Source organism: Metabacillus sp. Hm71 (assembly GCF_051842955.2).
Lineage (GTDB): Bacteria > Bacillota > Bacilli > Bacillales > Bacillaceae > Metabacillus.
Map to the genome: position 1 here is coordinate 2,164,109 of NZ_CM200278.1, position 21,099 is coordinate 2,185,207.

At 35.4% G+C, this 21,099-nt stretch carries 20 protein-coding genes; 9 read left to right on the forward strand and 11 right to left on the reverse strand.

Annotation, left to right across the window (positions count from 1 at the left end):
* The first annotated feature begins 101 nt into the window (after window positions 1-101).
* A complete protein-coding gene (locus ACSVDH_RS10175) occupies window positions 102-1,922 on the forward strand; it encodes a PAS domain S-box protein (protein ID WP_439249345.1) in 1,821 nt (606 codons plus the stop codon).
* Between the two features lie 51 nt (window positions 1,923-1,973).
* Here ACSVDH_RS10175 and ACSVDH_RS10180 read toward each other — a convergent pair whose 3' ends face one another.
* Window positions 1,974-3,122: an aminotransferase A gene (locus ACSVDH_RS10180; protein ID WP_439249346.1), complete on the reverse strand. Its 1,149-nt coding sequence runs from the start codon at window positions 3,120-3,122 to the stop codon at window positions 1,974-1,976.
* Between the two features lie 268 nt (window positions 3,123-3,390).
* On the opposite strand from ACSVDH_RS10180, the gene ACSVDH_RS10185 reads away from it, so the two are divergent.
* Window positions 3,391-3,570 (forward strand): hypothetical protein, encoded by a 180-nt coding sequence (locus tag ACSVDH_RS10185; protein WP_299086699.1) that lies wholly within the window; start codon window positions 3,391-3,393, stop codon window positions 3,568-3,570.
* 141 nt (window positions 3,571-3,711) lie between these two features.
* Here the strand turns inward: ACSVDH_RS10185 and ACSVDH_RS10190 are convergent, their stop codons facing one another.
* From ACSVDH_RS10190 to ACSVDH_RS10205, 4 genes are all read right to left on the reverse strand, one after another.
* On the reverse strand, window positions 3,712-3,903 hold the full coding sequence (locus ACSVDH_RS10190) for an alpha/beta-type small acid-soluble spore protein (RefSeq protein WP_299086701.1): 192 nt from the start codon (window positions 3,901-3,903) through the stop codon (window positions 3,712-3,714).
* A gap of 224 nt (window positions 3,904-4,127) precedes the next feature.
* Window positions 4,128-4,517 carry a transporter gene (locus ACSVDH_RS10195; protein WP_439249347.1) on the reverse strand — a complete coding sequence of 130 codons (390 nt, stop codon included), beginning with the start codon at window positions 4,515-4,517 and terminating at the stop codon, window positions 4,128-4,130.
* A gap of 105 nt (window positions 4,518-4,622) precedes the next feature.
* Window positions 4,623-5,594: a GGDEF domain-containing protein gene (locus ACSVDH_RS10200; RefSeq protein ID WP_439249348.1), complete on the reverse strand. Its 972-nt coding sequence runs from the start codon at window positions 5,592-5,594 to the stop codon at window positions 4,623-4,625.
* A 200-nt stretch (window positions 5,595-5,794) separates the two neighbouring features.
* Window positions 5,795-6,190 carry a hypothetical protein gene (locus ACSVDH_RS10205; protein WP_299086706.1) on the reverse strand — a complete coding sequence of 132 codons (396 nt, stop codon included), beginning with the start codon at window positions 6,188-6,190 and terminating at the stop codon, window positions 5,795-5,797.
* 306 nt (window positions 6,191-6,496) lie between these two features.
* Between ACSVDH_RS10205 and ACSVDH_RS10210 the strand changes: the two genes are divergently transcribed.
* Complete coding sequence (locus ACSVDH_RS10210) at window positions 6,497-7,402, forward strand: chemotaxis protein (RefSeq protein ID WP_439249349.1); 906 nt, start codon at window positions 6,497-6,499, stop codon at window positions 7,400-7,402.
* 347 nt (window positions 7,403-7,749) lie between these two features.
* On the opposite strand, the gene ACSVDH_RS10215 is transcribed toward ACSVDH_RS10210, so the two are convergent.
* The 3 genes from ACSVDH_RS10215 to ACSVDH_RS10225 form a co-directional block, all read right to left on the reverse strand.
* A complete protein-coding gene (locus ACSVDH_RS10215) occupies window positions 7,750-8,229 on the reverse strand; it encodes a YkyB family protein (protein ID WP_439249350.1) in 480 nt (159 codons plus the stop codon).
* Between the two features lie 172 nt (window positions 8,230-8,401).
* Window positions 8,402-9,691: a Mef(A)/Tet(V) family efflux MFS transporter gene (locus ACSVDH_RS10220; protein WP_299086715.1), complete on the reverse strand. Its 1,290-nt coding sequence runs from the start codon at window positions 9,689-9,691 to the stop codon at window positions 8,402-8,404.
* Between the two features lie 200 nt (window positions 9,692-9,891).
* Window positions 9,892-10,386 carry a L,D-transpeptidase family protein gene (locus ACSVDH_RS10225; protein WP_299086718.1) on the reverse strand — a complete coding sequence of 165 codons (495 nt, stop codon included), beginning with the start codon at window positions 10,384-10,386 and terminating at the stop codon, window positions 9,892-9,894.
* A 304-nt stretch (window positions 10,387-10,690) separates the two neighbouring features.
* Here ACSVDH_RS10225 and ACSVDH_RS10230 point away from each other — a divergent pair, with 304 nt between their 5' ends.
* Window positions 10,691-12,181, forward strand: a complete 1,491-nt coding sequence (locus ACSVDH_RS10230; protein WP_439249790.1) for a Ppx/GppA phosphatase family protein — start codon at window positions 10,691-10,693, stop codon at window positions 12,179-12,181.
* A 188-nt stretch (window positions 12,182-12,369) separates the two neighbouring features.
* Window positions 12,370-14,472: an RNA degradosome polyphosphate kinase gene (locus tag ACSVDH_RS10235; RefSeq protein WP_439249791.1), complete on the forward strand. Its 2,103-nt coding sequence runs from the start codon at window positions 12,370-12,372 to the stop codon at window positions 14,470-14,472.
* 142 nt (window positions 14,473-14,614) lie between these two features.
* Here ACSVDH_RS10235 and ACSVDH_RS10240 read toward each other — a convergent pair whose 3' ends face one another.
* The gene (locus tag ACSVDH_RS10240) at window positions 14,615-15,478 is read right to left on the reverse strand and encodes a metallophosphoesterase (protein WP_439249351.1); all 864 of its coding nucleotides are present in this window, start codon (window positions 15,476-15,478) and stop codon (window positions 14,615-14,617) included.
* A gap of 325 nt (window positions 15,479-15,803) precedes the next feature.
* On the opposite strand from ACSVDH_RS10240, the gene fadH reads away from it, so the two are divergent.
* The 4 genes from fadH (at window position 15,804) to ACSVDH_RS10260 (ending at window position 19,110) form a co-directional block, all read left to right on the forward strand.
* On the forward strand, window positions 15,804-16,568 hold the full coding sequence (fadH, locus tag ACSVDH_RS10245; protein ID WP_439249352.1) for a 2,4-dienoyl-CoA reductase: 765 nt from the start codon (window positions 15,804-15,806) through the stop codon (window positions 16,566-16,568).
* Between the two features lie 120 nt (window positions 16,569-16,688).
* On the forward strand, window positions 16,689-17,903 hold the full coding sequence (locus ACSVDH_RS10250; RefSeq protein ID WP_439249353.1) for an EAL-associated domain-containing protein: 1,215 nt from the start codon (window positions 16,689-16,691) through the stop codon (window positions 17,901-17,903).
* A 99-nt stretch (window positions 17,904-18,002) separates the two neighbouring features.
* The gene (locus ACSVDH_RS10255) at window positions 18,003-18,242 is read left to right on the forward strand and encodes a hypothetical protein (protein WP_299086728.1); all 240 of its coding nucleotides are present in this window, start codon (window positions 18,003-18,005) and stop codon (window positions 18,240-18,242) included.
* Window positions 18,243-18,438: 196 nt separating this feature from the next.
* Complete coding sequence (locus tag ACSVDH_RS10260) at window positions 18,439-19,110, forward strand: DUF3993 domain-containing protein (protein WP_439249354.1); 672 nt, start codon at window positions 18,439-18,441, stop codon at window positions 19,108-19,110.
* Between the two features lie 619 nt (window positions 19,111-19,729).
* On the opposite strand, the gene ACSVDH_RS10265 is transcribed toward ACSVDH_RS10260, so the two are convergent.
* Together ACSVDH_RS10265 and ACSVDH_RS10270 are read right to left on the reverse strand one after the other, a co-directional pair.
* Window positions 19,730-19,966 carry a glutaredoxin family protein gene (locus ACSVDH_RS10265; RefSeq protein ID WP_299086731.1) on the reverse strand — a complete coding sequence of 79 codons (237 nt, stop codon included), beginning with the start codon at window positions 19,964-19,966 and terminating at the stop codon, window positions 19,730-19,732.
* Window positions 19,967-20,008: 42 nt separating this feature from the next.
* Window positions 20,009-20,965, reverse strand: coding sequence for an MBL fold metallo-hydrolase (locus ACSVDH_RS10270; protein ID WP_439249355.1), 957 nt, complete (start codon window positions 20,963-20,965; stop codon window positions 20,009-20,011).
* Window positions 20,966-21,099 lie beyond the last annotated feature (134 nt).

The following is a 21,099-nucleotide window of genomic DNA, read 5'->3' on the forward strand; positions in this document are numbered from 1 at the left end:
ATCTAGTATTAAAAAATGATTTATTTTTTAGTACTATTAATTGTTTTCTATAAATCCTGCTTTTTCATTAGTGAAGAGGTCATAACTTAGGAGGAGATGCTATGGATCATAATGCAACAAATGTTCATACAGTTATACAAGATGTCGAGGTATATGCTGTAGTTTCTTCAAATGGGCGCTTCCAATATATTTCTTCAAACTCTACTGAACTGATCGGTTATTCATATGATGATTTAATCGGTAAATATATGAAGGATTTTATACATAGTGAGGATCTATTCTTAATAGAAAGTTATTTTTTTAACGAGCACCACCTACACCCATGTACATTTCGCTTTATGCATAAAAAAGGGTCCTATGTATGGTTTCAGGCAACAGTAGATTTCATTAGAAGTACAGTATCAAAGCAAGGGCAGGATATCGTTCTAAAAATTAGAGTGCTTGACACCTACAATGTTATGATTGAACAATCGATAGAAAATGATAAGAACAGTCAGGATTATACCATTGGTCAAGTGGATGGCGATCTTTTACTCGACGATTTGCCAAGTCCGCTATATATCTCTCATCTAGGGAAAATCGTTTATGTAAATAAAGCTTTTATGGAGTTGCTTGGAGCAAACTCTAAAGCACAATTAATCGGAAAACACACAGTAGATTTCATTGATAATAGTTATCATGAGGTTGTGAAAAATAGAATTAAAAGGCTCCATACTGGTGAAAAAATTGGAATAATAGAACAAACGTGGAGCAGACTTGACGGCATTGAAATTAATGTCGAAGTAACTGCTAATCTTACAACCTTCAAAGGGGAAAAGGTTGAATTAATCGTATTAACAGACATTTCTTCAAGAAGAAACTTTCAAAAAATACTCCAAAAAAGCAGGGAGCGTTATCAACGGCTTATCGACAATTCGATTGATACCATCGGTGTAATCCATCAAGATAAATGGGTTTTTATTAATGAATCAGGAGTAAAGCTATTTGAAGCTGGAGATTATCCTGAAATGTTGGGGAAAAACATCTATGAACATTTACACCCGAATGATCATCAAAAAATGAAGGAATCATTAGAAAATATTCTGTCAGGTAAATCGGAAGTAAACGTAACGAACCAATCGTGGGTTATTTCTAAGGAAAAAACCATTTATTCAGAAATGGTTTGCATTCCAACAACGTATTTTGGTGAACTGGCGGTTCAAGTCATATTGCGCGATATTTCAGACCGCAAAAAAACAGAAGAATTAATGCTGCGTTCAGAAAAACTATCAATTGCTGGCCAGTTAGCTGCGGGAATTGCGCATGAAATACGAAATCCTTTAACGGCAATTAAGGGATTCTTGCAAATCATGCATCCTGAATTTAAAAATCACGCGCAATATTTTCAAATTATCTTTTCAGAATTAAATCGTATAGAAATGATTTTAAGCGAATTGCTAGTGCTTGCTAAACCTCAAGAAACACAATTCAGGAAAACCAATTTGGTCACATTGATTCAGGATGTAGCGATGCTTTTAGAAACACAGGCTAATCTAAATAGTGTTTCAATTCTACAAAAACATGAATATGCGAAATTGCTGATTAATTGTGATCAAAATCAGCTTAAACAGGTGTTTATCAATTTATTTAAAAATGCAATCGATGCAATGCCAAAAGGTGGAAAAGTAACAGTTCAAACAAAAAGAACGGAGGATAAAATTCGTATCATCGTTCAGGATGAAGGAGAAGGAATTCCTGCAGAGCTGATTGACCGATTAGGTGAGCCATTCTTAACAACAAAAGAAAAAGGAAATGGACTTGGTCTAATGATTACCTACAAAATTATTGAGGATCATAATGGGAGTATTACTGTTGAAAGTACAGTGGGGAAGGGCAGTACTTTTACGGTTGAAATGCCATCTGGAGATTTTTTAGGAGAATGAAGTCGTTTAACTAAAAACAACGGCTTATTCGCCGTTGCTTTAGAAATGGTATCATTCATTTTTCACATAGCTTTCAATACGATCCATCGCTTCCTTTAAACGTTCCATTGAATAGGCATAGGATAGACGAACATACCCTTCACCATATTTGGAAAAGGCACTGCCAGGTACTAATGCAACACCAGCTTTTTCTACTAGTGACAGGGCAAAATCAAAGGAAGTTTGATTAAATCTTTTTATAGAGGGAAATAAATAGAAAGCTCCGTCAGGTTTTACGACATCAAATCCCATATTCACCAAACGGTTATATACGTATTCTAATCGATCTTGATAGGAGTCTTTCATCGTTTTAGCATCATCAAAACCTGCAGTAAGAGCTTCATATGCTGCCTTTTGGGATACTGATGATGCACATGACACATTATATTGATGTACCTTAATTAAGTGCTTTGTAACAGCAGCTGGAGCAAATAATAAGCCGACACGCCAACCTGTCATACTGTGCGACTTTGATAATCCGTTGATAACAATCGTTTGCTCCCTTATGTAACGGGCTATTGATCGATGTTGTTTTCCGTAAACAAGCTCACTATAAATTTCATCAGATAAAATAAATATATCTTTCCCTTTGACTAATTCTGCGATTGCTTGTAACTCATCATCCTCCAAAGTTACACCTGTAGGATTAGAAGGATAAGGAAGAACGATGCATCGTGTTTTTTCTGTGATAAATGGAGTAAGCAGCTCGGCAGTTAATTTAAATTTATTTTCAGTCGTATCGACATAAATAGGAGTGCCTCCGGCAAGTTTAATCAACGGTTCATAACCAGGATAAACAGGACTAGGTAAAATAACTTCACTACCTTCTTCTAATAATGTTCGAAAGGTGCAATCTATTGCTTGGCTAGCGCCAACAGTTACAATTACTTCATCTTCCGGAGAGTAATTTAAATCATATTTTTTTCGTAAATACTCGCTCGCTGCTTCGCGAAGTTCAATAAATCCTGCATTATGAGTATATGTAGTGTAATTTTGTTCAATTGCTGCAATCCCAGCATCTTTAACATGCTGTGGAGTATCAAAATCAGGTTGACCGATTGTAAGGGATATGACGTCTTCATAATTTGCGACCATGTTAAAGAACTTCCTAATCCCTGAAAGTTCAATTTGTCTTACTTTTGAATTTACTAAATGCTCCATTTTAACCTCCTCGTGGAATAAGACTCCACATCGAACATGGTAGAAAAGCTTTGCCAAGTAGCCCAAAAACCTCATAGCTACATTCAAATACCTTTCAAAAAATAATATATAGGTGTTATTTTACCATTTTTGATTTTGTTGTCATCTTATTTCTGCTTTTAAAGGAAAAAATACAAGTATATGGCTGCTACCGACATAAATCAATAATAGTCAACGAAAATATTTACCTGTAAAACTTTTTGATCAATCCATGAAAGAGGTGGAAAAGATGATCGCTGAAAAAGAATTGCTTACAAAAGAAGAGTTAGAAATTGTTACAAAATTAGAAGCTGAAATGATGTACGCACTTACACTTTCACATATGAACTTTTATAAAAATGAAATTCAAACCATTATCTCCCAAGCGAAAAGACGCCATCAATTTTTAAGTGGATTTTCAAAAGTTTAGGGTTTCACTGCTTGATGTAGCAAATTAAAGTAATCGATCATTTACTGATTGCTTTAAGTGTCATTTGTCCTATAATTAATAAGGGTATCTAAAAAGTAAACATACTTTTTAGACACCCCCATTATTTTTATCCCAATATATTTATCGGGATTGGTTCCGAAGCTGATTTTCGGCCATTGCGATCATCCGTTTTGTCATTTCTCCACCTACGGAACCATTTGCGCGAGCTGTCGTATCGGCACCAAGTTCAACCCCTAATTCATTCGCAATTTCTTCTTTCATGGAATTCAGAGCATTTTCGGCACCTGGCACTAACAATTTGTTTCTTGCCATCTTCCAACACCCCTTTTTGAATTGTATGGTTTACGAACTTTGAGCAACCGATGAGATGCTCATTTTTATCATGTCCACTGGCTTATTTTTTAACAAGAAAAAGTTGAAAGTAATATGGTGAATAATGGTGAAGGATCAAGTTTTTTGTAGCGATTAAACAAAATAAAGTCCTATCCCTATCTAAAAGAGCAGAGATGAGTAAGTTCGGGAAATGTCACTTTATTTTAATAGCAACTAAATGAACGGATACGATCTAAATCAATACCAAAATATACCCAACGATATTGATTTCTGCGCCAACGCCATCCAGCTACAGAGTTTCTGCCTACAAATGTTGGATAGTACCAAAATGCACGGCCATTATTTAGGCGAACATACGTATAACGATAGAGACAACCTCGAATTCCTCCTGGATCCACTGCATACACCCCAAACTGCCCTTGTCCTTGTTCAGGAGGGATTGCAGTTGGAGGTGGACCTGAAGGAGGTCCGCTTTGACCTGGCCCTCCGCCGAAACCGCTGCCTGGAGGTCCAAAAGGCGGGAAGCCTGTTCCACCGCCTAACTGGGGAAAACCTGGGATTTGTATGGGTAATTGTCTATAATATGGATACATTCAATTTTTCACTCCTCTCACATGCCTTCACGATTACGATATGCAGATGTTGAGAGATGGGTGAATGTCTAAGAATAAACAGGAGCTATCTAAATCATCATGGGATTAGATCTTTTGGTGTATTGTTTCATAAGAAATAAAGCAGCTTCCTTCAACGGACTTACATTGTTTTTTTACCATAGCCGAAACTTTACTTATATGTTCAATCGATTGAAATGTTTGATGTTGATTCGTTACTACAGCAATTGAAAGGGAAACAAGCGGAATTTTCCCATATTGTCCGTTTCGGTCATTTGTATAAACAAATTGGTTTTGCCAATCATATGGATCATAGTATTTTTGAATGCGAATTTGATATTCCTGAATGATTGTTTGGCAGGTTGGTTCATAATTTAAGTGGGGTAATATAGCAACAAAATCATCTCCGCCTATATGGCCAACAAAAGACTCCTCATTACCGCTTAATAAAATGCTTTGACTTAGAAGATTTGAAATTTCTTTAATGAGTAAATCGCCTTTTTTAAATCCATATGTATCATTATACTCCTTAAAATGATCAAGATCTAAATAGAGGAGTGAAAAAGGTTTTGTTTCAGCTTGTATGTATTCATGTATTTTTTCTTCAATTAAAACATTGCCGGGCAGCCCTGATAAAGGATTGGTATAGATCGCTTGATTAACTTGGATCTCAGCTAGTTTAGTGAGTAAATTTTTTATGCTGACAATCCCAAATAAATGATCGTTTTGCATGACAACCACATAATCATATAAATTCTTTTGACTTCTTGCCATGGCTTTGGAGCTTACAGAGGAAATTGGATCAAAAAAGTCAACGATTAAAGGATTTCTATCCATAATGAGACTGATAGACCTGCCCATAAAAAGATCAAAGCCATATTTGGCAGAAATTTTCCGGTAAAATTGGGCTCTCATAACTAATCCTACAGGTTTATCATGATCTTCAACAAGGATTCCTTCAAGATCGGGATCTTCTTCAAAAAGTAAGTTTACATCAGCACTTTTGGTAGTTAAAGAAACAATAGGTACCTTTTCTGAAATATCCCCTATGGTTAACATCGATTTCACGACTCCTATTTTACATACAAGCTTAAAATATACTCCTATTTTACTATAATTCCCATATGGGGTTTGTAAAAATAATGTAAATTTTATAAAGCGATATTATAACTAGTTTAAATATATAGAAAAAGGATGACTTACATATCAGGAGTTACCCTGTATAAAGCATCCTTTTATTATTTGTGTCACTATTAAAGTTATCGTCTTAGGGATTGAACAGCTTTTGTTTGCAAATCAACCATATACCAAGCTTCACTATTTTCTTGGGAACCTTCAACAGAATAAACATGGATTATATATTTGCCTTTTTCCAGGTGATCATATTGAACAATCACATTTTCGTTATTTTCCAAGCCAAGCTTTTCGCGAACGAGCTCTTCTGCCATTGTTGGGTGCAGGGGATCGTGGTCTTTATCAAGGTTCACTTCTTCTCTAGCTTCAACTAAGATATCATCATTTGTGATTCTCTGATCATTCCCTGTTTGCAATAAGCCGTTTTCTTCTGTACCAGTTTCATTTAATGCTTCGTCTTGATCATTTACATTACAGGCTGAACAAACAGCTATCATGATAAATAGTAGGAAATACTTCATTATCCACCTCATATAAAAAAGTTATTGATTCCACACTATTTAGTTTGTAATGGTTTTTGTATTTTTATGCAATGTGGATAACAGCAAAAAAGGGATTTCCTCAGTGTGAAGCGAATGGATGGTTTTGGACGTATGGACGGAAGGTCAATAAATGACCGATCAATACAAATCTTTCAGAAGAAACAATATTAAAAATGATCTTTATTAGCTAAGCTTGGAAAGCAACTACTTTTTGGCTATGTTAAAGAATGAGAAAAAACAACCGATATAAAAGGTGCATCGTTTTAACATGGAAGGAAGAAGTGTATGGAGCAGCATAAAGGCATTTTTCTTGAAAGTGGTACAAATGAACTGGAAATTGTAGAGTTTTGCGTCGGACAGAATAAGTTTGGAATAAATGTGTTGAAGGTGAAAGAAATCATTCAGCCTGTTAAAGTGACGAATATTCCGCACGCTCATCCAAATGTTGAAGGGATCATCGACATCCGAGGAGAGATTGTCCCTGTTGTAAATTTAGGAACTGCACTTGGACTGGATTTATTCGAGGACCCTCGTAGTGAAAAATTCATCGTCACAGAATTTAATCAATTAAAGGTTGTGTTTCATGTACATGCAGTTACACAAATTCATCGTATATCTTGGGATGAAATTGAAAAACCAGCAGCAATGTATCAAGGACTTGAGAATCAAGTTACAGGAGTTGTAAAAATACATGATGAAATGGTGTTTTTGCTAGACTTTGAAAAGATTGTTGTTGAAATTAATCCGGAATCAGGCATACATGTAGATCAGGTAAAAAAAATAGGGCCAAGAAATCGCTCTACTAAAAAGCTGGTAGTTGTCGAGGATTCACCACTATTACGAAAGCTTTTGCAAGAGACTTTGAATAGAGCAGGATTTTCTCAAATTGAATTTTTTGAAAATGGCAAGGAGGTGTTTTCGTATTTACAAACTATAGTTAATTCTGGAAAAGCCATAGAGGATGAGGTACAACTAGTTATAACAGATATTGAAATGCCGCAAATGGATGGGCATCATCTTACGAAAAAAATTAAAGAAGACCAGACATTATCGATTTTGCCGGTTATCATTTTTTCATCGTTAATCACAAGTGATCTTCGACATAAAGGAGAAAAAGCAGGGGCGAACGGACAAATTAGTAAACCGGAAATTGTTAAACTGATTTCTAAAATTGATGAAGTTATTTTATAGACTAGGTTGTTCCAGAGTGGGATTTGTATCAATCTCTGGAACAACTTTTTTAAATGGTAAGAGTATAAAATTTTGTACTTAGTTTTATTAGTGTCTAGCTCCAGCGCCTAGCCCCTCTAGGGTCTAGCCACTCATGAATTGAAGGCAAAGAACGCCTTCTATTCATGAGCGTCTTATTTGCCCTAGGCTGATCAAGGCGCTTGCGCTTTATCATTTAAGAAGCGAGAAATGACCTTCTATTCTAAAAACATCTTATTTGACCGAGGTTGAGCAAATCGTTTTCTAAAAAAGATACAAAAGTAGAGGTCATAGTACATTGTTTTATCCCCAGCACCATTGCCTCTGTTTTAGTTATAACTTTCCCCTAGTTTTTTAAACACGGGTTTTTGGTATGTACGTGTTTTTTTGGGTTGGTATGGTTTTGGTGGGTGTTTTGCTTCTTTCATTCCTACATAATTTTGTAAAAGGTTTTTTGCCTTTGATAGGGACATATGTGTTCTAGGATTACGATATGTTTGATTCAAGGATCCTAAATGTGGAAGTTGAACGAAGTCATTTTTTGTAGGAGGCATATGAAAGTAATAGTCTCCAGCTGAAACGAGAACGTCAGACTGCTGTTTACTGAATTTTGGATTATTTGAGAAATGTAACCCTTCTTTTTTTGCTTTTCCTTCATGGACAAGTTTAATTAAAGCTCTCTTTTTTAGTTCATAAAGATATTTAGGATTTGTAGCAGTTTTAGCATGACGGTTAACGACATAGATTGCACGTGCGAGGTTTTCAGTTGTTGATTGATTCGTTGGATCGAGTCGATTATGATCGTCCATTGTTTCTCTCCTTTTCTTGAACACTTTCAGTTTGGACCATTCTTAATTAAATTATACTTTGAGTATAGTAAAAAGCAACTAATTATTAGAAGCTTCATGCAAATTTCGTTGGAAATTCATGTGCAATCTCTAAAAGAGAAGATGACCAAAACCTAGGTCTTGATCATCTTCTTTAAATCGATGTAATATTTGGATTTGTTTTTGTTCGTTGATTCCGTTTTTCTTTTGCTTCTAAAGCTTCACTCAATTTTGGTAATGTCCAGGCATAAAAGAGGGATACCAAAAGAATAATAAGCGCCATTCCATAATATAAATAATCAATTGTTTCAATGATTTTAGGGAATAACAGGGCAATTAAACCTAATGTGATGGATTGCGCCAGCATCATTAACGGGTCAATCCATCCACTGACTCTCCCCATTAACTTTGGATGAACGATTTTTGGCATCCAACCGCCAATAGCTATATTTATCGGTCCTAAGCACATACCAATAATGAAAACAATCACTAGAAATATCGATACTCTATCAGTAAAACCTAAAAAGAAAATAAGCAAGCTTGTAATAAATATTGGAAATACCATTAGTTGATAAGGCTTAAACTTTGATGCAATCAGCGTTCCAACGCCGCTGCCAGTCAATAAACCTAATCCAAGTGCGATTGCAAAAAATGATGCATACCATTCGTAATTATCAGGTGTTAACTCATATTTCATTGTAAACATTGGCAAAATGGCAAAGGCACCATTTACTATACCAAAGATGAAAAAACCGAAAACTAATACAGCTAGCAAACGATTTTTAATGATATAAATAATCCCTGCTTTAAAGTCATTCAGTGATGATTTAATGCTGATATCCTTCCATTCCAGCTTGCCATTTGGAAGCCTGGCTGATGAAGGGATTTTACAAGAACGAATGAGCAGAGCTGAAATGATAAAGCTGATAAAATCTACTGTAACAGCTCCATGAATCCCGATCGTTTTATAAATTGCTGCTCCAATCCCGACGCCAAAAACCATAAAAATACTGAAAAGCATTTGATTTAGACCTGCGGCTTGAGCGTATTGTTCCTTATTTAAAATGCCTTGAACAAGACTATTTTCTGCCGGGAAAAAGAATTTAGTGACAGCACTTCGTAAAAATAAGATCAGAAAAACGAGTGGAATGGAATTTGTAAATAAAGCTCCAAATAATACTAATGTTAGTGCAGCTCGGATCCAATCGCAGTTTTCAGCTACCTTTTTCCTGTCAAAGCGATCGGCGACGACTCCCACAACAAAAAAGACTAAAATTGTCGGCAAGGAGTACATCAATTCAGCAATTGTTGCATAAGATGGCTGATGGCTGAAGTGATCAAGGAGATAAAAAGCAAAGGCCATATTTCCAATCGTAGTTCCCATCTGTGAGAATAGAGCTGCATAAAATAATCTTACAAAATTCTTATTTTGAAAAATTTTCATCTGTTCGCTCCTTAAATTGCGGTATCGATCAGCTCTAAAGGATTTAGACTTGTTGGGTGTATTTCATGATATGAATATCTTGTCTTCTCTCTTCGAATCATAGGAAATTCGCTCTAGCTGATTTCGTTCGTTGCTACATTAGTCATTATAAGGGTTATTTCCCAATTTGAATACGTATCTTACAAAATATTAATAAAATCTTAAGGTCTGATAAATACTTTGGTCCCGTTAGGAACGATAGATGCCAACTCTAAAACGTCCTTGTTATACATCCGGATACACCCGCGTGAAACAGCCTTCCCTATTGAAGCAGGGTTATTTGTACCATGGATTCCGTAATGAAGTTTTGATAAACTTAACCACATCGCTCCAAAAGGACCACCAGGGTTGGGTTCGCGATTTACAATAACAAAATCACCAACTGGTGTAGTTGTTACCATTCTTCCAACAGCAATAGGGTATTGTTTAACAACTTGTTGCCCTTTTTTTAAAACTAATCGTTTCGTTGAAACTGTAATGTGAATCGAATATGGAATAGTGTCCGGATCGGGTAAGGTTGGTATGTTGATACGTTGCCCTATATAAAGAATATTTGGGTTCATGATGTTATTCGCGGCCATTAATTGATTAAGTGGCAATCGGTAATTAGCAGCAATCATAGACAATGATTCTCCCTGCTTGACAATATGAATCATTTAACCCCTCCTCATACGTTTTATCCCAATTTATACTGGCAGTAAACACCACTTTACATGATTTCAGAGAAGGTAAAAAGCTATGTAGGGATTACTGCCCGAAAAGATTTGCTAAGACTCGTTTTCTTTTGAAGTTAAAGTGAAAAATCCCAATAAATATTTTCTTATTATGGTATAATGACCTTATTTTAGAGTAATAGCTGTTATACTAATGATATTTTGCGATAAGCATGTTTTATGATAAGGGTGTGGGTTGAAAGTGAAACATGAAAAGTATGCAATAATTGATATAGGCTCTAATACGATGAGGCTTGTTATGTACTTAAGAGACACGAGCGGCAGATTAAAAGAAATAGAAAATGTAAAAGTTGTCGCACGGCTTCGCAATTATTTGACTGACGAGGTAAGGCTTGCGGATAAAGGAATTACCATTTTACTAAATACGCTAAAAAGCTTTCAAGAAATTACAAGACACCATCAATTAGAAGAAGTAAAATGTGTGGCAACCGCGACAATAAGGCAAGCGAAAAATCAAGAGGAAATTGTCAAAAAAGTTGAAGAGGAGACAGATTTTTCAATTCGGATTTTATCAGAATATGAAGAAGCTTATTTCGGTTACTTAGCTGTTGTCAATTCAACTCCGTTTGAAAGCGGAATCACCATTGATATTGGCGGAGGTAGTACTGAGGTTACCTATTTTAAGGATCGAAAATTAATCAACTATCACAGCTTTCCATTCGGGGCTTTATCTTTAAAAAGGCAATTTGTGCAGAATGACACTCCGACGAAAAATGAACTTTATTTACTTAAAACATACCTTAATGAACAATTTAAAACGCTTGAGTGGATTATTGACAAGAAGCTTCCGATTATCGGTATCGGAGGAAGTGCAAGGAATATGGTACAAGTCCATCAAGAGCATATAGGCTATCCACTAGCAGGAGTTCATCAATATGTAATGGAAAAACAGGATGTCCGGGAAATAAGTGATTTATTACAATCGCTGTCATTTTCGGAAATTCAGCGTGTTGAAGGTTTATCAAAGGATCGTGCAGATATTATTATTCCGGCTGTGGAAGTTTTTACGTCTTTAATGGATGTCGTCAATACGGATCTGTTTGCCTTAAGCAGAAAAGGTTTAAGAGACGGTGTATTTTATAAGGAATTAACAAAAGATTTTGGAATTGCTGTATTTCCAAATGTTATTGAAGAGAGTTTTTATGAATTAGCTGCAGATTATCATATTAATCTAAATCATGTATTCCATGTCACAAATAGTGCAATGATCATTGCACAACTATTAAACAAAGCTGGCTTGTCTTCTATAAATAAGCAGGATGCAAAGCTTTTAAAACGTAGTGCCTTTGTTTATAACCTTGGGGCATACATTGATTCTGAATCTAGCAGCCAGCATACCTTCTATTTACTAGCAAACCGGACAATAGACGGGCTTCTTCATAGAGAACGTTTGATTATTGCGCTCATTGCTTCTTTTACTAGCAAGTCTGCTTTTAAGCGAAACGTCCTGCCATATAATGAATGGTTTACTAAAGAAGAGCTAAATAAATATCGTTTATTAGGAGCAATCTTAAAATTTTCCTACAGTATTCATGCAACAAAAAGAAATATAATTGAAAATATAGATCTGAGATTAAATGGTGAAGAACTTTTATTTACCTTTACTTGCCATAAAGATTGGAAGCCTGAACAGTATCAAGTTGAAAAACAAAAAAAACATTTGGAAAAGCAAATAAAAAAGTCAATTTCTGTTACATTTTTAGAAAAAACAAACTAGTTAATACGAATACAGCTGAAAGTGACGATCATAATACGTCGCTTTTTTGAATATATTGTCAAATTATTCATATTTACATAACATTAACAATATATTTACAATATATTTACAATAGTAATAAAAAGTAAATGCTAAGATGAAGTTGTAAGAAATTGTCGAATAAAAGGGTGGCAGTACATATGAATACAATGAATAAAAATGCTGTTGAACTATCTAGTCCAATGTATTACAACAACAGAGAACTTAGCTGGCTTGCATTTAATAAACGCGTCCTAGAGGAAGCGCTAGATGAACGCAATCCATTATTAGAAAGATTAAAATTTTTGGCGATATTCAGCTCAAATCTCGATGAGTTTTTTATGGTTCGTGTTGCAGGACTAAAGGATCAGGTGAAAGCAGGCTTTAATAAGCCCGAAAATAAAGCGGGAATGACACCTAAACAGCAATTAGCTGAAATAGCTGCTACAACACATCATCTGGTTGAGTTGCAATATGAAGCATTTAATAACATACTTCTGCCTTTGCTTAACCAGGAAGATATTGAATTCTTAAAGATGAATCAATTAACAACGGAACAGTTGGAAGCGATGGAAGATTATTTCGATGAACATATTTTCCCTGTTTTAACTCCAATGGCTATTGATGCCTATCGTCCTTTTCCTATGCTGTTAAATAAAAGCTTAAATTTAGCCATTGTAATTGAGGATCATGATGAGTATGTTGAAAATCGTTACAAAACGGCGATTGTACAAGTACCTGCAGTCTTAGAGCGGTTTGTTAAGCTTGATTCATCTGCTGAAAAAGTGCAGCTAATTCTTTTAGAGGATGTCATTAGCTATTTTATTCAAAAGTTATTTAAGGGATATAAAGTTCTTTCTGTCTCTGTATTTCGGATTACGAGAAATGCTGATATGACGATCCATGAGGAAGGGGCACGCGACCTCCTAAAAGAGATAGAAAAAGAATTGAAAAAACGAAAATGGGGAGCCGCAGTCCGGCTTGAAATCCAGCAAGACGGATTTGATCGCAATATTTTACGTTATTTAACTGAAGAGCTTGAAATACACGAAAAAGATGTTTACGAGATTGATGGTCCCTTAGACTTAACATTGCTATTTGGTTTTTATAAAGAGATGGCTAGCCTGCGGGAGCATCTAGTATATGAAGCACTCATACCTCAGCCGCCACGGGACCTTGCTTCAGATGAAGATATTTTCGAAAAGGTTTCAGAACAGGATGTTTTATTGCATCATCCATACGAATCATTTGAGCCTGTTGTTGAATTTGTTGCTGAGGCCGCTGATGATCCTGATGTATTGGCAATAAAACAAACCCTTTATCGTGTAAGCGGTGATTCTCCTGTCATTGATGCGTTAAAACGAGCAGCTGAAAATGGAAAGCAAGTAACCGTATTGGTTGAACTTAAAGCTCGTTTTGATGAAGAAAATAATGTTCAGTGGGCGAAAGAGCTTGAAAAGGCTGGATGTCATGTTATTTATGGCATGACCTATTTAAAAACACATAGCAAGATTACACTAGTTGTAAGAAAGAAAAATAACCGAATAGAACGATTCGTCCATCTTGGTACAGGAAACTATAATGATCAGACAGCAAAGATTTATACAGATATGGGTTTACTGACTTCAAAAAGAAAATTTGGAATTGATGCTACAAATTTCTTTAATTATCTTAGCGGCTTTACGGAAAAACCAGATTTTCACCATTTATCTGTTGCACCGTTTGATATTCGTAAAGATTTTATCAGGTTAATAGATGAGGAAATAGAATTTCATAGAAGGTTTGCAAACGGCAGAATTATTGCCAAAATGAATTCCTTAACTGATAAAGTGATTATCATGAAACTATATGAGGCATCAAATGCTGGAGTGAAAATTGATTTAATCATTCGCGGTACATGCTGCTTGCGCCCAGGTATTAGTGGAGTTAGTGAAAATATAAAAGTTCGAAGCATTGTTGGAAGATTTTTAGAGCATAGTCGAATCTATTATTTCCATCACAATGGAGAGGAAAAAATCTTCCTTTCATCAGCTGATATGATGACACGCAATATGGAAAAACGAGTTGAGATACTATTTCCTATTTTTGAAGGCGAAATTAAAAAACGAGTGAAATATATTCTTACTAGTGCATTAGCTGATAATGTGAAAGCAAGAGAACAGGATGAATTTGGTGAATACAATTATGTATCAAGAAAAATGGAGGAGCCTGTAATTGACAGTCAATTGCTATTGTTCAGTAAGGCTTACCAAGTAATGGATGATGAAGAGTAATCGAAATGTATGGGCAGATTCCTGTTCATTCTGATGAGGTGGAAAAAATAGGGCTGTCTAAAACAAAGGGTCAGTCCTCCTAAAACACAGTTTTAAACAAATTTATCAGTGAGGCAAAAACCTTATGAATACAGCCCAAAATTTATGATGTTGAATAAAGTGTAAATTGTGTGATTTCTGGTACAGATAAAAAGCGAAAAGGTAGTCTTGTTGTACCTAATCCACGATTCACATATAACTTAATCTCATCAACCTCATACATTCCTTCAGAATAAACAGATGCAAATGGTGGAGTAATAAGCGGTCCATAAAATGGTAGTTGAATTTGTCCCCCATGACTATGTCCTGATAATTGCAAATCAACATGAAATCTCTTTGCATCCAGTGCTGCATCTGGTTCATGGGCTAGTAGGATATTAAACACATCTTTATTTAAATTCCCTAAAGTTCCTTCATAGCTTGGCTTTCCAAGCATTAAATCATCAATTCCAGCCACACCTATTTTACTGCCATCTAGCATAGTAACGTTTGTTGCTTCGTTTTGTAATAAGATAAAGCCGGCCATTTTGATGACATTTTTATAGATATCTGTTCCATAACCGCCATGATCATGATTACCGTAAACAGCGTATTTTCCAAACGGAGCATGTAATTTTTCAAGAACAGGAACAATTTTGTTAATTTCAGTATACTGATTTGGCTCATCCATTAAATCACCAGTAAAAAATAAGAGATCTGGTGACAATTCATTAATCTTTTTGACTACTGTTTCTAATCTGTCTAATGTAAAGAAGTCACTTAAATGAGTATCACTGAATTGAACAATTTTAAAGCCGTCAAATGCCACTGGAATTTTCTCATGTGTAATTGAGTGTTTCGTTATATCTAATAATGCTGGTTCAATAAACCGTGCATAAGTATATCCTCCAGCTGCAGTAATGATGCTTCCGAAGGAAATAGAAAGAAGACCTTTTAAAAACGATCTCCTTGAATATTTTTTAGTCATCTTTACCAACCATTCTCCATTGTTTTATTCTCATTTAAAGTTGTTAATTTTCTTTAAAATATAAAATTTTAACATATTTTTTGTGTCTAGCTCTAGCGCCTAGCCCCTCTAGAAGGCAAAGAACGCCTTCTATTCATGAGCGTCTTATTTGCCCTAGGCTGATCAAGGCGCTTGCGCTTTTCTTAAGTATAGCATGGTTTCAATAAGGACTCTATTTAAAAACTGAATTGTCATCTAATTGACTTTTTGATAGGAATGATTGAAAAGAAATGGTAAAATACATAATGAATGGTCGTTCATTCATTTTTTCTAAGGGGGATTTACTATGAAGGAAAAAGTCATAATTGTGACAGGCGGTTCAAGCGGGATGGGAAAAGCGATGGCCAAGAAATTTTCGGCAGCTGGAGCGAATGTGGTCATTATTGGAAGAACCCAGGACAAATTAGAAGCAGCAAAAATGGAGATAGAATCCGTCAAAGGAGAAATAAACACAATTCAACTGGATATTCGAGATCCGGAAAAGGTTGCTCAGATGATAAAGCAGGTTGATCAGCTATATGGGAGAATCGATGCTCTTGTTAATAATGCTGCGGGTAACTTTATCTGTCCTGCTGAAAACTTATCGATCAATGGTTGGAGATCAGTCATTGATATTGTGTTAAATGGGACATTTTATTGCAGTTCAGCAATTGGGAAGTATTGGATTGAACGAAAAACAAAAGGTGTGATTTTAAATATGATCGCTACCTATGCTTGGAATGCGGGGGCTGGAGTTATTCACTCAGCAGCAGCAAAAGCGGGTGTATTATCTATGACAAGAACATTGGCTGTTGAATGGGGTCGAAAGTATGGGATAAGGGTTAATGCCATAGCGCCAGGACCAATTGAAAGAACTGGCGGAGCAGATAAATTATGGGAGTCTGAGGAATCGGCTATGCGTACGTTAAACAGTGTCCCGCTTGGTAGACTTGGGACCCCAGAAGAAATTGCTGCGCTTGCTGTGTTTTTACTATCTGATGATGCAGCCTATATTAACGGTGAGTGTATCACGATGGATGGGGGACAATGGTTAAATCAGTTTCCATTTTAAAAAAGGATGCTCTATGTAGACTTCTGTTAAATCATCCTGTAAGGGATTTCCCACCAATTATAAATAGGAATATGGTATAATCCATACGTAATCTATATAGATATAGGTGAGGGGATTGCAATGGATCCATTGGATGTACTGACAAACGTAGAGAAGGTCATTCCTTATTACCAAGCGATATTTAGTGCGGATGAACAACGGGTTATCGGTTATGAAGTTTTTGGAAGAATTCAGCATAACGATGAAATTCAAAGTTTAGGCCCTTTCTTCCAAGATGAAAATGTTCCCGATGAATATCGAATTGAGGTTGACGACTTTATTTTACATATGGCAATTGATGAATTCTTACAATTGCAGGATCAAGAACTACTGCTTTTTATTAATCGCGATGCTAACATACTCATGCTTGATCATGGAGAGAGTTTTCTGCAAATTTTATTAGAAAAGCAAGAAGCTGGTTTACAGTTTACTCAAATTGTACTTGAAATAACAGAGCATAATTTTAAAGGCGATATTGAGCAGTTGTATCATCTATTAACTTATTACAGAACATATGGCATAAAAGTTGCAATTGACAATATTGGAAAGGCTAGCAGCAACTTAGATCGTATCGGTATGCTATCTCCAGATATATTAAAAATTGATTTACAGCCATTACGACTGACATCACCATCCCAATCATATTATGATGTACTATACTCAATTTCTCTTTTAGCAAGGAAGATCGGTGCGACACTTTTATATGAGGATGTTGAAGTGAATTTTCAGCTGCAATATGCTTGGAAAAATGGCGGCAGGTATTATCAAGGATTTTTCTTAAGCAAACCAAAGAGACAATTTATTCATCAAGATCATTGTAAGGAAAGATTGAAACAGGAATTCCAACATTATATTTCTGCAGAAAAAAGGAAGCTGGAAAGACTTAATCACTTTACAGAAGATTTCCATCATCGAATTGATCAACTTATTTCTAAAATAAGTAAACAAAATAGTGATTACAATCAGCTTTTAAAGGAGCTTTCTGTACATCTGGATGATTGCAGTTTCCGGATCTATATTTGCGATGAAGATGGCTTTCAACAATCGGTGAATATCTATAAAAATAACGGCTGGGAAATTCAACCTAATTACTATATGAAAAATTGGAGCTGGCGCCCATACTTTTTAGCTAATATTATGAAAATGCGCTATGATAAAAAGGGTTTCCTTAGTGATGTTTATAGTGATATCGAAAAAGGCGATTTAATCCGAACATTTTCCTATCCTTTACAACAAAATCATTATCTGTTTATTGATTTATCATATGAATTTTTATATGAGAAAGAAGTCTTATAATAAAGATTTGGATAAAGCCACAGCCAAAATGGTAAAGAAAACCAAGGCATAGCTGCCTGGCTTTTTAGTCATCCTATACATAGAAGGGGTGACTAAATAGTGGGCAATTTAACAATGATACTCGGTATAATTGCATTACTTATTTTAGCAGCAAGTTTAATCTATACGATCAAGGTAGGGAGACTTGTTGGGGCAAGAAAATCAAATATGGACACACAAATTAATGAAAAAGTTCAAGAACATCCTTATATGCGCAACCCTGTATTTTTGACATACGTAATCTTCGGTATACTTGCATTAGCCTTTATTTTTTATTTGGCCTATACGGTGGTTTGGTAGCAGCGGAATTTTCCGCTGTTTTTTTGATTAGAAAATCATGTTTCCGGGTAGATACATATTAAATATAAAAATTGTGTCGCATTTTAAGAGTATTTTACGAACGGTTAATAGGCTTTTTTGACAAGATAGTTGTTAAAATGAGATTAGGGAAGGAAAGGTTGTCCAGATGACGGAATAAGATGAAAGGATGAGTAAGTTGAAACAAAATTTCTTAAGCTTTAGTCTACTCCTTTTGATTGCTATTTTTTCCTTTTCACATGAAGCAACAGCAAAAGAACTTGAGGGTAACTCAAAAGCGGAAATTCTGAATCACATACAAGATGCTTTTCAAGCACAAACTTCTTTAACTGAGAAACCAAGATCACTTTATGAAATGAGGCTAATTTTAACACCCTATTTTGAGAATGAATTGATTAAAAAATATATGGATGCAAATGTTCAACCTATAGAAGATCAATTTATTGTCTACGGGACAGATTTCCCGGTTTATACGATTCCATTCTTTAGCTACGATGAACATACAAAAGTAGTTGAAGAAGGGAATCAACGGATTATTTATGAATTTTTCCAAGCTACTTCTAATGGACCGGTTGAATATGAGGACCATTACGAGTTAGTAAAAATGCACAAAACAAATGGAAGTTGGAAGATCTATTCAATTGATAGTCAAAAACAAAAGCCAAAATTAGTGAAAGATACAATGAGGAGTGAAGATTATACAACATCAAACATGATTAATAATACATCTTTTCAGCCGTTGATACAGGCTCTGAATAATGACTCTTCATTTTTTAAACATTCATTTTTAAATCAAAGTAAAGTCATATTCTTTTCCTTAATGGATGAATATTTCAAGGTAATGCAGTAAAAAACGGGAGGCGGGAAGCCTCTTTTTTTTATAGGAAAGTATAAAATTTTAACCTAGTTTTAGTGTCTAGCTCCAGCGCCTGGCCCAGAAGCACAGGACGTGCAAGTGCAGTCAATGCGACAGGACGTCGCGTTTTTAACTGCCTCTAGGGTCTAGCTACTCATGAATAGAAGTCAAAGAACGTTTTTCTATTCATGAGCGTTTTTTTTGCCTTAGGCTGATCAAGGCGCTTGCGCTTTTTTATTTAGTGTTGTTTGCATATATAAATTTAAATTTAAAAAATCATAAAAAACTGTTGACAATGAAACTGATAATCATTATCATTATAAATGAGAAAGGTAATCAATTAAGTTCTTGTTTTACATACTGCTCTGGTAGGTGTGTAAAGGTTGATTGTTTCATTCACCCTTGTAAACAATTAACGCTGGAATTTGATTAGTCATGAACTCTCGATTTTCCCCAAACCCCTTTTAATAGAACGGAAAAAAGCTTGGCTGGTCACCAAGCTTTTTTTCATGTGTCTTTTTAAAAAGGTATGAAAAAATTGAAGGCAAAGAACGCCTTCTATTCTTATTTGCTCGAGGCTGATCAGTGCGTTTGCGCTCTTATGATATTGCTCTTAGAGTTCTAAAAGCTCCTCAAGTTTTTTTAAATCAAATCCGGTTACTACTTGATCGTCCACGGTAATTGTAGGAGTTGATGTTGATTCAAGTTCATATACTAATTTGTCACGTGCTTCTGTGTCAACACTAATATCTTTTTCAATGTATGAAACATGATGGTGATTTAAAAATTGTTTCACAACTTGGCAGGGTGGACAGCTCGGCTGTGTATATACTGTTACTACCTTTTCCATATTAATCACTCCAATCACTTCATTTTTCAACAAAACCATTTGTTAGGAATTCTTTCGTAAATAATCAACTAATCCTATAGCACTTACTGACAAATCAAGTTTTAACATAGCATAAACTTGGTCGGCTATCATAATATTTTGCTTGCGAAGTTCATTGAAAACGAGATGATTTAATTCAGTTTCAACAGCTTTACAGCATTCCTCAAAAGAACTATCTTTGGATTTTTCTACACTCTTTTGAGCAATATCAACAAATATAGGGAGCCATTTTCTAAGTTCGCTGAATACTAGCTGAGGTTGGCAGCTCACACCAAAATGGCTAAAATATATTTTGTCAACCTGTAATTCTTCGATCATTTTAGCTGATTCCAGCATGGCTTTCGGGTTAAATTGATTTGGTGAAGTTGAGGGTAAATAGAACTCAATCCCTTGGTCGAGAAGGTCCTGATAAAATATTCCAATCGTATCACCTGTAAAGATCCCATTGCTTACTGAATCATAGATACTGAAGTGATGATTGGCATGACCTGGTGTGTTGAAGAACATTAAATATGAATTTTTCCCGATTTTTATTTTTTCTCCGTGGGACTTGATTAATAAACGATTTTCAGGTACAGGTATAATTGGATGGAAGAGGCGATCAAACTCATCCTTATAAACAGCTCTGGCACCAGAGATTAGCCTAGCAGGATCTATCATATGTTTTGCTCCTCTAGGATGAACAATTAATTTTGCATTTCGACATTTTTCTAAAAGTAATCCTGCTCCACCGGCATGATCTAGATGAATATGTGTTACAATAATGAAGGCTATTTCTTCTAACGGAATGTTAAGCTCTGATAAGCCTTCCAATAAGAAAGGGATTGAAGGGCTTGCAGAGGGTTCAAAAAGAACCACTTTTTCATCCTGGAGAACATAGCAGCTTGTTCTGCCTTGCATTCCTAAGTCTAAACTGTCAATAATCGAGATTCTTTCATCAATTGTTTTTATGTATGCCATTATAAGCTCCCCCTTGTATAAATAGCTGATATTCGCCTGAAAATAAAGCTTTTTATGACTGACAAGGGTGTAGAGGCGTAATTTCTTTGGAAATCCCTTCATACATAGTGTAAAATTGAATAGGCACAAAGTAA

Excerpts from the sequence above, each read along its gene's own strand:
- ACSVDH_RS10175 (WP_439249345.1), top strand. The coding sequence starts at position 102 with ATGGATCATAATGCAACAAATGTTCATACAGTTATACAAGATGTCGAG.
- ACSVDH_RS10180 (WP_439249346.1), bottom strand. The coding sequence starts at position 3,122 with ATGGAGCATTTAGTAAATTCAAAAGTAAGACAAATTGAACTTTCAGGG.
- ACSVDH_RS10185 (WP_299086699.1), top strand. The coding sequence starts at position 3,391 with ATGATCGCTGAAAAAGAATTGCTTACAAAAGAAGAGTTAGAAATTGTT.
- ACSVDH_RS10190 (WP_299086701.1), bottom strand. The coding sequence starts at position 3,903 with ATGGCAAGAAACAAATTGTTAGTGCCAGGTGCCGAAAATGCTCTGAAT.
- ACSVDH_RS10195 (WP_439249347.1), bottom strand. The coding sequence starts at position 4,517 with ATGTATCCATATTATAGACAATTACCCATACAAATCCCAGGTTTTCCC.
- ACSVDH_RS10200 (WP_439249348.1), bottom strand. The coding sequence starts at position 5,594 with ATGTTAACCATAGGGGATATTTCAGAAAAGGTACCTATTGTTTCTTTA.
- ACSVDH_RS10205 (WP_299086706.1), bottom strand. The coding sequence starts at position 6,190 with ATGAAGTATTTCCTACTATTTATCATGATAGCTGTTTGTTCAGCCTGT.
- ACSVDH_RS10210 (WP_439249349.1), top strand. The coding sequence starts at position 6,497 with ATGGAGCAGCATAAAGGCATTTTTCTTGAAAGTGGTACAAATGAACTG.
- ACSVDH_RS10215 (WP_439249350.1), bottom strand. The coding sequence starts at position 8,229 with ATGGACGATCATAATCGACTCGATCCAACGAATCAATCAACAACTGAA.
- ACSVDH_RS10220 (WP_299086715.1), bottom strand. The coding sequence starts at position 9,691 with ATGAAAATTTTTCAAAATAAGAATTTTGTAAGATTATTTTATGCAGCT.
- ACSVDH_RS10225 (WP_299086718.1), bottom strand. The coding sequence starts at position 10,386 with ATGATTCATATTGTCAAGCAGGGAGAATCATTGTCTATGATTGCTGCT.
- ACSVDH_RS10230 (WP_439249790.1), top strand. The coding sequence starts at position 10,691 with ATGAGGCTTGTTATGTACTTAAGAGACACGAGCGGCAGATTAAAAGAA.
- ACSVDH_RS10235 (WP_439249791.1), top strand. The coding sequence starts at position 12,370 with ATGAATAAAAATGCTGTTGAACTATCTAGTCCAATGTATTACAACAAC.
- ACSVDH_RS10240 (WP_439249351.1), bottom strand. The coding sequence starts at position 15,478 with ATGACTAAAAAATATTCAAGGAGATCGTTTTTAAAAGGTCTTCTTTCT.
- fadH (WP_439249352.1), top strand. The coding sequence starts at position 15,804 with ATGAAGGAAAAAGTCATAATTGTGACAGGCGGTTCAAGCGGGATGGGA.
- ACSVDH_RS10250 (WP_439249353.1), top strand. The coding sequence starts at position 16,689 with ATGGATCCATTGGATGTACTGACAAACGTAGAGAAGGTCATTCCTTAT.
- ACSVDH_RS10265 (WP_299086731.1), bottom strand. The coding sequence starts at position 19,966 with ATGGAAAAGGTAGTAACAGTATATACACAGCCGAGCTGTCCACCCTGC.
- ACSVDH_RS10270 (WP_439249355.1), bottom strand. The coding sequence starts at position 20,965 with ATGGCATACATAAAAACAATTGATGAAAGAATCTCGATTATTGACAGT.